This window comes from Pseudomonas sp. NPDC087029, from assembly GCF_044745345.1.
GTDB classification, from domain to species: Bacteria; Pseudomonadota; Gammaproteobacteria; order Pseudomonadales; family Pseudomonadaceae; genus Aquipseudomonas; species Aquipseudomonas faucium.
Map to the genome: position 1 here is coordinate 366,295 of NZ_JBIVAB010000001.1, position 12,701 is coordinate 378,995.

The 12,701-nt window shown below is 66.8% G+C and carries 11 protein-coding genes and 1 tRNA gene; 7 read left to right on the plus strand and 5 right to left on the minus strand.

Annotation, left to right across the window (positions count from 1 at the left end; translation table 11 throughout):
- Positions 1–13 precede the first annotated feature (13 nt).
- Positions 14–1,093, minus strand: a complete 1,080-nt coding sequence (locus ACIPG5_RS01670; protein WP_401373004.1) for a patatin-like phospholipase family protein — start codon at positions 1,091–1,093, stop codon at positions 14–16.
- Between the two features lie 241 nt (positions 1,094–1,334).
- Between ACIPG5_RS01670 and ACIPG5_RS01675 the strand changes: the two genes are divergently transcribed.
- From ACIPG5_RS01675 to ACIPG5_RS01695, 5 genes are all read left to right on the plus strand, one after another.
- On the plus strand, positions 1,335–1,643 hold the full coding sequence (locus tag ACIPG5_RS01675; protein WP_176515607.1) for a PepSY domain-containing protein: 309 nt from the start codon (positions 1,335–1,337) through the stop codon (positions 1,641–1,643).
- Positions 1,643–1,957 carry a PepSY domain-containing protein gene (locus tag ACIPG5_RS01680; RefSeq protein WP_236237721.1) on the plus strand — a complete coding sequence of 105 codons (315 nt, stop codon included), beginning with the start codon at positions 1,643–1,645 and terminating at the stop codon, positions 1,955–1,957. The genes ACIPG5_RS01675 and ACIPG5_RS01680 overlap by 1 nt, the downstream gene beginning before the upstream one ends.
- On the plus strand, positions 1,958–2,626 hold the full coding sequence (locus tag ACIPG5_RS01685; protein WP_176515609.1) for a response regulator transcription factor: 669 nt from the start codon (positions 1,958–1,960) through the stop codon (positions 2,624–2,626).
- Positions 2,623–3,942 (plus strand): sensor histidine kinase, encoded by a 1,320-nt coding sequence (locus ACIPG5_RS01690; protein WP_176515610.1) that lies wholly within the window; start codon positions 2,623–2,625, stop codon positions 3,940–3,942. Before ACIPG5_RS01685 ends, ACIPG5_RS01690 begins: the two co-directional genes overlap by 4 nt.
- Before the next feature lie 291 nt (positions 3,943–4,233).
- Positions 4,234–5,391 carry an HPP family protein gene (locus ACIPG5_RS01695; RefSeq protein ID WP_401373008.1) on the plus strand — a complete coding sequence of 386 codons (1,158 nt, stop codon included), beginning with the start codon at positions 4,234–4,236 and terminating at the stop codon, positions 5,389–5,391.
- Here the strand turns inward: ACIPG5_RS01695 and ACIPG5_RS01700 are convergent.
- Entirely contained in the window at positions 5,365–6,231 is an 867-nt protein-coding gene (locus ACIPG5_RS01700; protein ID WP_236237724.1) for a LysR family transcriptional regulator, read from the minus strand. The two genes, ACIPG5_RS01695 and ACIPG5_RS01700, sit on opposite strands and share 27 nt — an antisense overlap.
- A gap of 183 nt (positions 6,232–6,414) precedes the next feature.
- Here ACIPG5_RS01700 and ACIPG5_RS01705 point away from each other — a divergent pair, with 183 nt between their 5' ends.
- Positions 6,415–8,304 carry a propionyl-CoA synthetase gene (locus tag ACIPG5_RS01705; protein WP_401373010.1) on the plus strand — a complete coding sequence of 630 codons (1,890 nt, stop codon included), beginning with the start codon at positions 6,415–6,417 and terminating at the stop codon, positions 8,302–8,304.
- Between the two features lie 85 nt (positions 8,305–8,389).
- On the opposite strand, the gene zapE is transcribed toward ACIPG5_RS01705, so the two are convergent.
- Positions 8,390–9,460, minus strand: a complete 1,071-nt coding sequence (zapE, locus tag ACIPG5_RS01710; protein WP_286915428.1) for a cell division protein ZapE — start codon at positions 9,458–9,460, stop codon at positions 8,390–8,392.
- 103 nt (positions 9,461–9,563) lie between these two features.
- Complete coding sequence (locus tag ACIPG5_RS01715) at positions 9,564–9,806, minus strand: hypothetical protein (protein WP_176515619.1); 243 nt, start codon at positions 9,804–9,806, stop codon at positions 9,564–9,566.
- 271 nt (positions 9,807–10,077) lie between these two features.
- On the opposite strand from ACIPG5_RS01715, the gene ACIPG5_RS01720 reads away from it, so the two are divergent.
- Positions 10,078–10,152: transfer RNA gene (locus ACIPG5_RS01720), tRNA-Gln, on the plus strand.
- A 161-nt stretch (positions 10,153–10,313) separates the two neighbouring features.
- Here the strand turns inward: ACIPG5_RS01720 and ACIPG5_RS01725 are convergent.
- Positions 10,314–12,701 carry a response regulator gene (locus tag ACIPG5_RS01725; protein WP_176515621.1) on the minus strand — a complete coding sequence of 796 codons (2,388 nt, stop codon included), beginning with the start codon at positions 12,699–12,701 and terminating at the stop codon, positions 10,314–10,316.

Below are 12,701 nucleotides of genomic sequence, written 5' to 3' on the forward strand. Positions count from 1 at the left end.
ACCAGCATGGCCGCTACAAGGCTTGCAGGCGTTCATGCAGCCGCCCGGTGGCAATCAGCTCCAGCAGTTCGTCGCCCAGGCGCTGGCTTTCGGCAATGGCTTTGTACCAATAGCGCTTGCGGCTCGGGGCATCGCCCATGAAGCGCTTGAAGTCGTTGCGATCGGGCAGCTTGCCGAAGGGCAGGGCGGCCAGGTACTGAGCCGATGGAGTCATCAGCAGCACGTTCTGCAGGCGCGTGGCATCGCCCTTGCGCCAGGGCAGGGCCTTGTCGAACCAGCCGGGCACCACCTTGTCGGTGAAGTGCGGGTACAGCACCAGGTCATCGCCGCGGTAGGGCAGGTCCAGGTGGTAGTCGAGCAGGCCGCCATCTCGGTAGGTGCCGGCGCCGGCACCGGGGATGTCGCGCACGCCTTCCATCACCATCGGGATCGAGCCCGAGGCCAGCAGGGCGTGGCGCAGGTTGGCCAGGCCCAGCGGCAGGCAGCGCGAGGGGAAATCGGTCAGGGCATCGAGCGGCGGCGCGGCGCGCTCGTCGTGCAGGATGATGCGCTCGAAATGCCGGGCCAGGCGCGCGCGGCCAAGCAGGTTGCTGGCGATCACCGACGACAGGCCCATGCCCAGGCGCCCGCGATGGTCATGGGCGAGCTGGCCGTGGCTTTTCACCACCAGGATGTTCAGGCGGTAGTGCGGGTTGGCGAGAATCTGCCCATCGCGGCCTTGCAGCAGGTCGTCGAGCATGCGCTGGCAACTGCTGCTGATCTCCTTCGGCGTGACGCCCTTGGCGAAATCCTGCTCGGTGTACAGCTCGCCCAGGCGCCGCAGGCCCTCGACCGGGTCGTCGAGGCAGGCGCTGGCGAAGCGCCAGGAGCCGATCGAGGCGCCGATCAAGGCGCGCTGGCGCGGCGCCGTCGGCAACCACTCACCGAACAGCGCCAGGTCCAGCCCCTGGATGCCCAACGGCTTGGGGCCGCCCGCCGCGCCAGGCAGCACGCCGACGTCAGCCGCTTGCAGGCCGCGTTCGCGGATTTGCCGCAGGGCGCGCCGGCCGGCCTTGAAGGTCAGCGCGGGGTATTTGATGTGGATGGCGGTCATGGCGGATCTCGCGGGCAACAAGCCGGTCATTATAGAGTTTTTCAGGGCCTTATCGCCGGCAAGCCGGCTCCCACACCGTCCCTGCAGGGCATGGGCCCCGTGGGAGCCGGCTTGCCGGCGATCAAGGCGACGCGCTCTCCAGCTGCGCTATCATGTCGCCAGCTGTTTTCAGGTTGAGTTAAGGACCGGTGGTTAATCTGCACCCCGTAGACACATTTGCACACCTCGATGGAGAGACCCCATGAAAACTCTGACTGCCCTGTTCACCGCCGCTGCACTGGCCTTCGGTGCCAACGTTGCCCTGGCCAAGGACGTTCAGCCTGACGAAGTGGTCAAGCTGGTCAACGACAAGACCATCAAGTCGCTGGATGAACTCAAGGCGGCGGCCATGGCCAAGCACCCAGGCGCCACCGTCAAGGATTCGGAGCTGGAAAACGAATACGGCCGCTACATCTACAAGGTCGAGCTGCGTGACCAGCAGAACGTCGAATGGGACGTCGACCTGGACGCCAAGACCGGCGAAGTACTCAAGGACGCACGAGACAGCTGATGATCCACATCCCCCGGCCGGCGCGTTACCTGGCGCTCTCGCTGCTGGCCGTCTGCTCCCTGGCCGTTGCCCGCGACCTGGACCAGGATGAAGCCCTCAAGCTACGCCAGAAAGGCATCATCCTGCCGCTCGAACAACTGCTCGAGACCGCCCTGGGGCGTTACCCCGGGGCGCGTCTGCTGGAGGCCGAGCTGGAAGAAGACGATGGCCGCTACGAATACGAGGTCGAGCTGCTGACCACCCAAGGGGTGGTGCGCGAGATCAAGCTCGACGCCAGCACTGGTGCCCTGCTCAAAGACGAGGAAGACGACTGAATGCGCCTGTTGCTTGTAGAGGACAACGTCCCCCTGGCCGACGAACTGACCACCGCCCTGCAGCGCCAGGGCTATGCCGTGGACTGGCTGGCCGATGGCCGCGATGCGGTGTACCAGGGCCAGAGCGAGCCCTATGACCTGATCATTCTCGACCTCGGCCTGCCAGGCTTGCCGGGCCTTGAAGTACTGGCCCAGTGGCGCGCCGGCGGCCTGGCCACCCCGGTGCTGATCCTCACCGCGCGCGGCTCGTGGGCCGAGCGCATCGAAGGGCTCAAGGCCGGGGCCGACGACTACCTGAGCAAGCCCTTCCACCCCGAAGAGCTGCAACTGCGCATCCAGGCCTTGCTGCGCCGGGCCCGGGGCCTTGCCAACCAGCCCAAGCTCGAAGCGGCCGGCCTGCACCTGGATGAAAGCCGCCAGTGCGTGAGCCGCGACGGAGTCGACATCCAGCTCACCGCCGCCGAGTTTCGCCTGCTGCGCTACTTCATGCTGCACCCGCAGCAGATCCTGTCCAAGAGCCACCTGGCCGAGCACCTCTACGACGGCGAGACCGAGCGCGATTCCAACGTGCTTGAAGTGCACGTCAACCACCTGCGCCGCAAGCTGGGCCGCAGCGTCATCGAGACGCGCCGCGGGCAAGGCTACCTGTACGCCGGGCACAACGCATGAAGTCGATCCAGGCGCGCCTGAGCCTGGGCCTGGTGGCCGTGCTGGTGGTGGTCGGGGTGTTGCTGGCGCAGCTCACCCTGTGGCTGTTCGAGGCCGGCTTGCAGCGCTACCTGGAAAACGGCCTGCGCAAGGAAAGCGAGAACCTGCTGGTGGCCCTGGTGCGCGGGCCTTCAGGGCTGCAGCTGGATGAGCGGCGTATTTCCGCGGCCTACCAGCGCCCCTTCTCGGGCTATTACTTTCGCATCGACTTCGAGCAGGGCACCTGGCGCTCCCGTTCGCTGTGGGACCTGGACATGCCCAAGCCGGCTGCGCCGGGCCTTTCCGACAGCCACGAGCTGGGCCCGGAAGGCCAGCAACTGCTGGCCTTGCGCGCCGATTACCGGCGTCTGGGGCAGAACATCTCGATCAGCGTGGCGCAAGACTACTCGCCGGTGCGCGAAAGCTTCCGGCGCCTGCAGCAGATCGGCCTGGGCATGGGGCTGGTGGCGCTGCTGCTGGTGCTGGTGCTGCAACGCATCACCGTCACCCGCTCGCTGCGCCCGCTGGAGCGCGCGCGCCAGCAGATCGCCCAGTTGCAGCAGGGCCAGCGCTCGCAGCTCGATGCCGAGGTGCCCAGCGAGCTGGCGCCGCTGGTGGGGCAGATCAACCACCTACTCAGCCACACCGAAGACAGCCTGCGCCGCTCGCGCAATGCCCTGGGCAACCTTGGCCATGCGCTGAAGACGCCGCTGGCGGTGCTGTTGAGCCTGGCCTCCAGCGAGCGCCTGAACGGCTTGCCCGAAGTGCGCGCGCAATTGCGCGAGCAGCTCGAGCAGATCCAGCAGCGCCTGGCGCGTGAGCTGAACCGCGCGCGCCTGGCCGGCGATGCCTTGCCGGGGGCGCAGTTCGACTGTGATGCCGAGCTGCCGGGGCTGCTCGCCACCTTGGGCATGATCCATGGCGAAGGGCTGCTGCTGGAGCGGGATGTGCCGCCGGGGCTGGTGCTGCCGTGGGACCGCGAGGATGTGCTGGAGCTGCTTGGCAACTTGCTGGACAACGCCTGCAAGTGGGCGGACAGCGAGGTGCGCCTGGGCATTGCGCCTGCTGGCAACGGTTACCAGGTGTGGGTCGACGACGATGGCCCGGGCATTCCTGAAGGCCAGCGCTTGCAGGTGTTGGAGCGTGGGTCGCGGCTGGACGAGCAGGTCGATGGGCATGGGTTGGGGTTAGGCATCGTGCGCGATATCGTCGATGCCTGGGGTGGGTCGCTGGCTTTGCTGGAGAGCCCTTTGGGCGGGTTGCGGGTGAGCATCGAATTGCCGCGCAAGGGGCGTTGATTGGTGTTGGCCCTATCGCCGGCAAGCCGGCTCCCACAGGAATATCGCAGGTCTTGAATGCGGCACTCACCCTGTGGGAGCCGGCTTGCCGGCGATAGGGCCATATCAGCACTGCAAAAAAATTGCAGTACAGGCGCATTTTTTTGAATTGGCCCAACCCCACCGCCACCCGGCACAATCCCCCCACGAAACCCTGCGGTTTCCATCTCTCCACGGACGGAGCCCCCTAGGGCCCAGGCCACCCCGGCTGGGCTTTCTTTTTAATCAAAGAAAACCGACACGATCACCCACATGCCTGCCTCGCGTCCCGAAAGTCGTCTGCAGCGGCTGTTGCCTGCGCCCCTCAACATCCCCCCCAAACAATGGCTGCGTGCCGCGATCGGCGCACTGCTCGGCCTGTTCCTGGCCGGCTGGCTGACCAGCCTTGCCTACGGCCCGAGCATCGCCTTGCACCTGCTCGGCCCGCTGGCCGCCTCGGCGGTACTGGTGTTCGCCGTGCATTCCGGGCCGCTGGCCCAGCCCTGGCCGGTGCTCGGCAGCTACGCCCTGGCGGCCGTGGTGGGCCTGGCCCTGCGCGAGGCCTTCGGCGCCGAGCTGTGGGTGGCGGCCGCGGCCCTGGGCCTTTCGCTGCTGGTGATGTGCCTGTTGCGCTGCCTGCACCCGCCAGGTGGCGGCGTGGCGGTGAGTGCGGTGCTGGCCGACTCGGGGCTTACGGCCCTGGGCGACCACCTGCTCGAACCGGTGATGCTCAATGCGCTGATCCTGGTGGCGGTGGCGGTGCTCTACAACCGCCTGACCGGCGTGCGCTACCCCAAGGGCGCGGCGCCGCGCAAAGACCTGCACCACACCCACGACCCCTTGCCCAGCGAGCGGGTCGGCATCCGTGGCGCGGACCTGGACCAGGCCCTTGAAGAGCTCGGCGAATTCGTCGACGTCACCCGCGACGAACTCGAGCGCATCATCCTGGCCACCGAACAGCACGCCCTGCAGCGCAGCCTCGGTGGCATCACTGCCGCTTCGGTGATGTCGCGCGATGTGCAGTTCGCCAGCCCCGACACCACCCTGGAGCAGGCCTGGGCCATGCTCGCCAGCCATCACCTCAAGACCTTGCCGGTGCTTGAGCAGGGCAAGCTGGTCGGCATCGTCAGCCTCAGCGACCTGGTCGGCCCGGCCATGCAGCGGGGGCGCTTCAGCTGGCGCAGCCTGTTCGGCCGCAAGGCGGTGCGCATGGAGCAGGTGATGAGCCGGCGGGTGGTCAGCGTCGGCAGCGCGCATCCGCTGGAGCGCCTGTTGCCGCTGTTGTGCGAGCAGGGCCTGCATTGCCTGCCGGTGCTCGATGGCGACAAGCTGGTGGGGGTGATTACCCAGACCGACCTGATCGCCGGCCTCAAGCGCCAGTTGCTCAGCGCTGGCGGCGCTGTTTCAGATCACCGGGTCCCAGCGCTGTGACCAATCGCTGGCGCCGGCCTCCACCAGCCGGCGCAGCACGGCAAAGGCCTGCTGCAGGGCTTGGCTGTCGCGCTCGCGCGGGTACACCAGGTAGGTTGGGTAAGTGAATTCCGGCGCCTGCGGTACCCGCTCGAACACCCCGTTATCCAGGTAGGCCTGCACCACGCGGGTACGGAAATAGCCACTGCCGCCCTGGTCGAGAATGAACTGCAGGGCCAGCGGCCCGAGGTTGAAGCTCAGCGCCGGGCGGGCGCAGTCGGGCAGGGCGGCGTCGTGCTGGCGGCGGAAGGCTTCGCCCCAGTCGATGTAGATGTACGGCTCGGGCCGATCGACCCGGCGCACGCGGATCAATTTCTCCTCCATCAGTTGCTCCACCTGCAGGCCCGGTCCGTAGGTCGGCTGGTACACCAGCGCGGCATCCAGCAGGCCCATCTCCACCTTGCGCAGCAGCGACTCGCCGTCGCTCACCTCGCTGCGGATGGCGTGGCTGGGCAGTTCGCGGTGCAGGGCGCTGACCCAGTCCAGCAGCATCGGGTTGCCCAGGCTCACCTCGGCACCCACGTGCAGCAGCTGCTGGCAGCCCTGGGGCAAGGGCAGGTCGCGGCGGGCCGCTTCCCAGGTCTGCACCAGCTGGTTGGCATAACTGACGAAGGCCTCGCCGTCGCTGGTCAAGCTGGCGCCACTGCGGCTGCGCACGAACAGCTGGCAACCCAGCTGCTGCTCCAGGCGCTGCACCCGGGCGGTGATGGCGGTCTGCGACACGAACAGGCGTTCGGCGGCGGCGACCAGGCTGCCGCAGCGCACGACTTCCAGAAAGGTACGGGCCTGATCGATGTCCATGCTGTGCTCGGTGAAAAAGAAGGTTGCCTATTCTAGAGCCTTTGCACCGTTGTGGGGCGGGCGCCGTTGCCGGCGCTGCAAATCTGCATATGGGTTGTGACTTTAGTCCCATGGCGGGCCCGGCGTGGCGGGCCATACTCAAGGTTCGCCCTTCAATAACAACAAGTACCGGGTTTTGTCACCATGAGCTACCAGCACAGCTACGACCATTCCATCGCCGACCCAGCCAGCTTCTGGGCCGAACAGGCCGACCAACTGGCCTGGTACCGCAAACCTTCCCTGGCCCTGCAGGAAAACCCCGATGGCACCCATCGCTGGTTCGCCGATGGGCGCCTCAACAGTTGCTACCTGGCCCTCGATCACCAGATCGAGCAAGGCCGTGGCGAGCAGACGGCGCTGATCTACGACTCGCCCGTCACCGGCCTGCAGCAGTCGTTCACCTACCAGCAACTGCATGACCAGGTGGCGCGCCTGGCCGGCCTGCTGCGTGCGCTTGGGGTGGGTAAGGGTGATGGGGTGATCATCTACATGCCCATGGTGCCCCAGGCGGCCATGGCCATGCTGGCCTGCGCGCGGATCGGCGCGGTGCATTCGGTGGTGTTCGGCGGCTTTGCCGCCAACGAGCTGGCCCTGCGTATCGACGATGCGCGGCCGACGCTGTTGCTCACGGCGTCCTGTGGCCTGGAGTTCGAGCGGGTGATCGAGTACAAGCCGCTGGTCGACCGCGCCCTGCAACTGGCCCGCCACCAGCCCCGCCATGTGCTGGTGCTGCAGCGGCCCCAGGCCCGTGCCACGCTGCAGGCCGGGCGTGACCTGGACTGGGCTGAAGCGCTGGTGGATGCCCAGCCGGTCGCCCCGGTGGAGCTGGAGGCCGGTGACCCGCTGTACATCATGTACACCTCCGGCACCACCGGCAAACCCAAGGGCATCGTGCGCGAAAACGGCGGCAATGCGGTCGCCCTGCGTTACGCCATGCGCCACATCTATGGCATGCAGGCGGGCGATGTGTGGTGGGGCATTTCCGATGTCGGCTGGGTGGTGGGCCATTCGCTGATCGTCTACGGGCCGCTGATGAGTGGCTGCACCACGGTGTTCTATGAGGGCAAGCCGATTCGTACCCCGGATGCCTCGGCTTATTGGCGTGTGGTCGAGCAGTACCGGGTCAATGCCTTGTTCTGCGCGCCTACCGCGATGCGTGCAATCCGCAAGGAAGACCCGGAGGGCGAACTGATCCGCGGGCACGACCTGAGCTCGCTGCGCCAACTGTTCCTGGCTGGGGAGAAGCTCGACTCCAGCACCCACGAATGGCTGCAGCGGGTCAGCGGCAAGCCGGTGCACGACCACTGGTGGCAGACCGAGACCGGCTGGCCGGTCACCGCACCGTGCGTGGGCCTGGAAGGCAGTGCGGCGCGCCCGGGCTCGAGCAACCGGGCGGTGCCGGGCTACCACGTGCAGGTACTGGACGACGACGGCCACCTGCTCGGCCCGAATCACCAGGGCGCCATCGTCATCGCGCTGCCGCTGCCGCCAGGCTGCAGCCAGACCCTGTGGGGCGACCACGAACGTTACCTGCAGGCGTACCTGCACACCTACCCGGGCTACTACCACACCGGCGATGGCGGCTACCTGGATGACGAGGGTTTCGTCTACATCATGGGCCGTACCGATGACGTGATTAACGTGTCCGGCCATCGCCTGTCCACCGGCGAGATGGAGGACCTGGTGGCGCGCCACCCGGCGGTGGCCGAGTGCGCGGTGATTGGCGTGCACGACGAGATCAAGGGGCAGGTGCCGCTGGCGCTGGTGGTGCTCAAGGATGGCGAGGGCATCGCCGAGGCGCAGTTGCTGGTGGAGCTGGTGGGCAGCGTGCGCGAGGAGATCGGGCCGCTGGCGTGTTTCAACCGGGTGCGCCTGGTCAAGCGCTTGCCCAAGACCCGGTCGGGGAAGATCCTGCGCGCAGTGCTGCGCAAGATCGCCGACGGGCAGGCCTATGTGCCGCCGTCGACGCTGGATGATCCGGCGGTGCTGGGGGAGATCGAGGGGGTGCTGGCGGATTTGCCCAGGGCAGGGTGAGGCTTTGGCTTCATCGCCGGCAAGCCGGCTCCTACATTGAGCCTGTGCTGCCCCCTGTGGGAGCCGGCTTGCCGGCGATGGGGCGCTAAGGCCCGACCCGATGCAACTGCCCCAGCCGGCTGCGGGTACGCATCAGGTCGGCCAGCGGCCCACCCAGGCTGTCCTCGAGCGGCCGCCGGCCGATCACCGTCACGTGCCGGTCCTGGTCATACAGCACGTCCACCAGGTTGACGAAACGCTGCTGCGCCGCCAGCGTGCATTCGGACAGGTCATCCAGCCCCTCGATGATCCACTCCTCGTACTGCCCCGCCAGCACCAGGTAATCGATCACCGCCGTGGCCTTCTCGCACAAGTCGTCAAAGGCGAACAGCGCCCGCCGGCCATCCACGGCCAGGGCGCGCAAGGGGCGCTTGTTCACCTCGAGCATCACCGGCGGCCCAACCGGCACATTCAACGCCAGGCGCTGCGCCGCATCGCCAGGCCATACATAGTGCCCGCGGGTAAAACGCTGGTGCTCGCGGTTGGCCGGCAGGCTGCGAAAATCGGTATCGCCCGCCACCTCCAGCACCTGCATGCGGCCATTGATCAGGCGGATCACCGGCAGGAAGCGTTCGTGATACAGCGGGTTGGGCAGCAGCCCCTCGGGTGCGTAGTTGGAGGTCACCAGCAACAACACGCCGCGCTCGAACAATGCATTGAACAGCCGCGTGAGCAGCATGGCATCGCCAATGTCATGCACGTGGAATTCATCGAAACACAGCACCTGGCAGTCGCCCAGCAGCTCGTCGAGGGTCGCCCCCAGCGCGTCATCCAGCAGCCGGTGGCGGTGCATGCCCTGGTGCAGGCGGGCAAAGAAGTCATGAAAGTGCAGGCGCTGCTTGGCTTCGACCGGCACGGCCTGGAAAAAGCCATCGAGCAGCCAGCTCTTGCCGCGGCCTACCGAACCGTACAGATAAAGGCTGCGTGGCTGGCCGTCCGGCAAGGCCGCCAGCTGCTCGGCCATGCATTGGATGACCCGGCGCTGGCCTTCGCTGAGTACGTAGCCGCGGCTGTGCGCCTTGTCTTCGAACCAGCCGAGCAGTTCGCCCTGGGCGTGCGGCGCACTGCGCAGGCGCTGGCCGAGTTGGCGCAGTGGGGTAGGGATCCAGGCGGGCAAGACGCAGCTCCTCGGGCAATGGCGGGCAGGCCGCAGCTTGCCCGAGGCGGGCGGATTTGACCAATGGAAAAACTGCCGCGGATTGATCGCCTGGCGCGATAGGTCAGGCCTTGCGTTCCAGTTGGCGCTCGATCATGTACTTGACGGTCAGGCGACGTTCCTTGAGCTGGCGCAGGTCGTCGTCCTGGAAGTTGCCTGCGGAGATGGATTCGGCAGCCAGCACCTGGTTGTCGATGTCCATGTACTCGTCGAGCAGGCGGTCGAGGGCCTGGTCCTGCTGGCGGCGTTGCTGGACGATCTCGCGAGGGTAGTGCAAGTCCTGGTATAGGTCGTGGGAAACAGGCATCGGGGGCTTCCTTGGTAATTGCAGTTCGCTTACCTGATTGGAAAGGTGGAATGCGATTGTGTTGGCGCAAGGCAGCGGAAAAACGACGGATGGTTGGCCGGGATGCCCAGAAATCGGCAGGCGAACACTAACTTGCTGTTTTAAAGCATTTTTTTTACGTCAGGGGGTTCACAGGTTAAAAGAATGTTGTTAAAGTGCCGCGCATTCCAAGACAACAACCCAGTTGTCACCTCGTTGGAATTGTCAGAGCAGCATCAGCTGCATCCGATACAGGGGCGTCGCCAAGCGGTAAGGCAGCAGGTTTTGATCCTGCCATGCGTTGGTTCGAATCCAGCCGCCCCTGCCATTTTCTCAATACTTGTTTCTTACTCAGTGCAGATGACGTCGGCGCTGGGTTTTCGCGTTTCTGGCGTTTGGGCTGGCCTCATCGCCGGCAAGCCGGCTCCCACAGAGGTTACAGCGCTGCTTTGTGGGAGCCGGCTTGCCGGCGATGGGGGGCAGTGCAGCCTACCGGTTGACCCTCAGCAGCTCATCCAGCACCCGCGCCAGCTCCTCGGCCTGTACCGGTTTCTGCAGCACCAGGCTGCCCGGCAGGTCCAGCCCCTGCAACTCGGCATAGCCGGTGAGAAACACCACTGGCAAGCGCGGGTGCCGTTCGCGCGCGGCCACGGCCAGCTGCGCGCCGTTGAACTCGGGCATGGCGAAGTCGGTGAGCAACAGGTCGATGCCTTCATCGAGCAAGGCCAGCGCCTGTTCGCCGTTGTGGGCCTGGCGCACCTGGTAGCCATACTGGCGCAGCACATCGCCGAGCAGGTCGCGCACCAGGTGGTCGTCGTCCACCAGCAGCACCGTGCGGTCGCGGCCACTGTCGCCATTGGCCTGGTCCAGCACCGGGGCAACCGGCTCGCAGGCCTCCTGGCCCTTCACCGCCGGCAGGTACACCGCCACCTGGGTGCCATGGCCTGGCTCGGTGTCGATGCGCACGCCGCCACCGGACTGCTTGGCGAAGCCGAACACCTGGGCCAGGCCCAGGCCCGAGCCCTTGCCGATGTCCTTGGTGGTGAAGAACGGCTCGAACACCTTGGCCAGCACGTCCTCGCTCATGCCACAGCCGGTGTCGCGGATGCTCAGCATCACGTATTCGCCAGGCTCGGGGTCTTCCGGGCGCTGCGCGCGGGCCTTGATCCGTGTGTTGCGGGTCGACAGGGTGAGCTGGCCGCCCTCGGGCATGGCATCGCGGGCGTTGATCGCCAGGTTGAGGATGATCATTTCCGTCTGGGTCGGGTCGGTCAGCGCCTGCCACAGGCTGTGGTCCAGGTCCAGGCGCACCGAAATGTTGCCGCCCAGGGTGCGGCGCAGCAGCTCTTCAAGGCCGCCCAAGGTGCGGTTGAGATTCAGCGGCACCGGCTCCAAGCGCTGGCGCCGGGAGAAGGCGAGCAGTTGCGAGGTCAGCTTGGCGCCGCGCTCGCCGGCTTCGCGGATGTGGGTGAGGCGCGAGCGGGCCTTGGCCACATCGCCCTTGGCCAGGTCACGCTCGAGGAAGCTGGAGCCGGTGAGAATCACCGTCAGCAGGTTGTTGAAGTCGTGGGCCACGCCTGCGGTGAGCTGGCCTACCGCTTCCAGGCGCTGCATCTGCTGCAGGGCGGCCTCGATACGCTCGCGCTCGGTAATCTGCTCGCGCAGGCGGTCGTTGGCCTCGGCCAGGCCCAGGGCGGTTTCCCGCTCGCTGGTGATGTCGCGGGCCACCACATAAAGCAAGGTGTCTTCCGGCACCACCACCCACGACAGCCAGCGCAGCTGGCCGCTGGCATGGCGGATGCGGCCGACGAAGCGGGCGCTGGTGCGGCCGTGGGCGAGCGCGGCCAGTTCGGCCAGCAGCGATTCCTGGTCGGGTTCGGGCAGCAGCTGCAACAGCGAGGCCTGGCTCAGGCGCTCGCGCGAGAAGCCCAGGCTGGCTTCCCAGGCCGGGTTGAGGGCGACCGGGGTGAGGTCCTTGTTGAGCACCGCGAGCAAGTCCTGTGACAGCTCCCAGGCGCGGTCGCGCTCACGGGTGCGGCGCTCGACCCGCTCGCCGAGCATCTCGTTGAGCTGCTTGAGCGCCTGGGTCGCCAGGCGCTGGGTGTGGATGTCCTGCAGCACGCCGGAAAACCGCGTGCACTGGCCATCGACGAACTGGCACTGGCCGCTGCTGAGCAACCAGCGCGGCTCCAGGCCCCGCGGCTGGGCGATGCGAAACTCGACGCGGTACAGGCCGTCGCTGTCCGGGCGCATGGCCTGCTCGACGGCGTTGCGCACCCGCGCCAGGTCGTCCGGGTAGATGCCGGCGTAGAACACCGCCAGGGTCATCTCGGTGTCCACCGGCAGGCCGAACAGGGTCTTGCAGCGGTCGTCCCAGATCAGCAGGTTTTCCTGCGGGCGCAGGTCCCAGGTGCCCATGCCGGCGGCATCGATGGCGATGCGCGCGCGCGCCTCGACATCGGCCAGCGCCTCTTCGGCGCGCCGCCGCCGCTGGCGCTCCTGCACCTCGGTCAGGGCGCGGCGCACGGCCTTGGGCAGCAGCGGCAGGTTTTTCTTCAGCACATAGTCGGTGGCACCCAGGCGGATCATCTCCACCGCGTGCTCTTCGCCGTAGATGCCGGAAAGGAAGATGAACGGCGTGTCCGGGGCCAGGCGCTGGGCAATGGCCAGTACATCGGTGCCGGACGAGCCTGGCAGCACGCAGTCGCAGAGGATCAGGTCGTAGCGGCTTTCGAGCAGGGCATGCTCGGCGGCCTGGTGGTCGAACACCAGCCGCGAGCGGATCTGCAACCCGCTGCGCTCCAGGCTCAGCAGGGTCAGTTCGGCGTCCATCGAACTGTCTTCGACCATCAACAGCTTCAGCGGCGTTGGCAGCAT

Bases quoted from the DNA above. Each gene is read 5' to 3' on its own strand.
- ACIPG5_RS01700 (WP_236237724.1), bottom strand. From the start codon at position 6,231: ATGGACATCGATCAGGCCCGTACCTTTCTGGAAGTCGTGCGCTGCGGC.
- ACIPG5_RS01680 (WP_236237721.1), top strand. From the start codon at position 1,643: ATGATCCACATCCCCCGGCCGGCGCGTTACCTGGCGCTCTCGCTGCTG.
- ACIPG5_RS01715 (WP_176515619.1), bottom strand. From the start codon at position 9,806: ATGCCTGTTTCCCACGACCTATACCAGGACTTGCACTACCCTCGCGAG.
- ACIPG5_RS01705 (WP_401373010.1), top strand. From the start codon at position 6,415: ATGAGCTACCAGCACAGCTACGACCATTCCATCGCCGACCCAGCCAGC.
- ACIPG5_RS01725 (WP_176515621.1), bottom strand. From the start codon at position 12,701: ATGCTGCCAACGCCGCTGAAGCTGTTGATGGTCGAAGACAGTTCGATG.
- ACIPG5_RS01675 (WP_176515607.1), top strand. From the start codon at position 1,335: ATGAAAACTCTGACTGCCCTGTTCACCGCCGCTGCACTGGCCTTCGGT.
- ACIPG5_RS01670 (WP_401373004.1), bottom strand. From the start codon at position 1,093: ATGACCGCCATCCACATCAAATACCCCGCGCTGACCTTCAAGGCCGGC.
- ACIPG5_RS01695 (WP_401373008.1), top strand. From the start codon at position 4,234: ATGCCTGCCTCGCGTCCCGAAAGTCGTCTGCAGCGGCTGTTGCCTGCG.
- ACIPG5_RS01685 (WP_176515609.1), top strand. From the start codon at position 1,958: ATGCGCCTGTTGCTTGTAGAGGACAACGTCCCCCTGGCCGACGAACTG.
- ACIPG5_RS01690 (WP_176515610.1), top strand. From the start codon at position 2,623: ATGAAGTCGATCCAGGCGCGCCTGAGCCTGGGCCTGGTGGCCGTGCTG.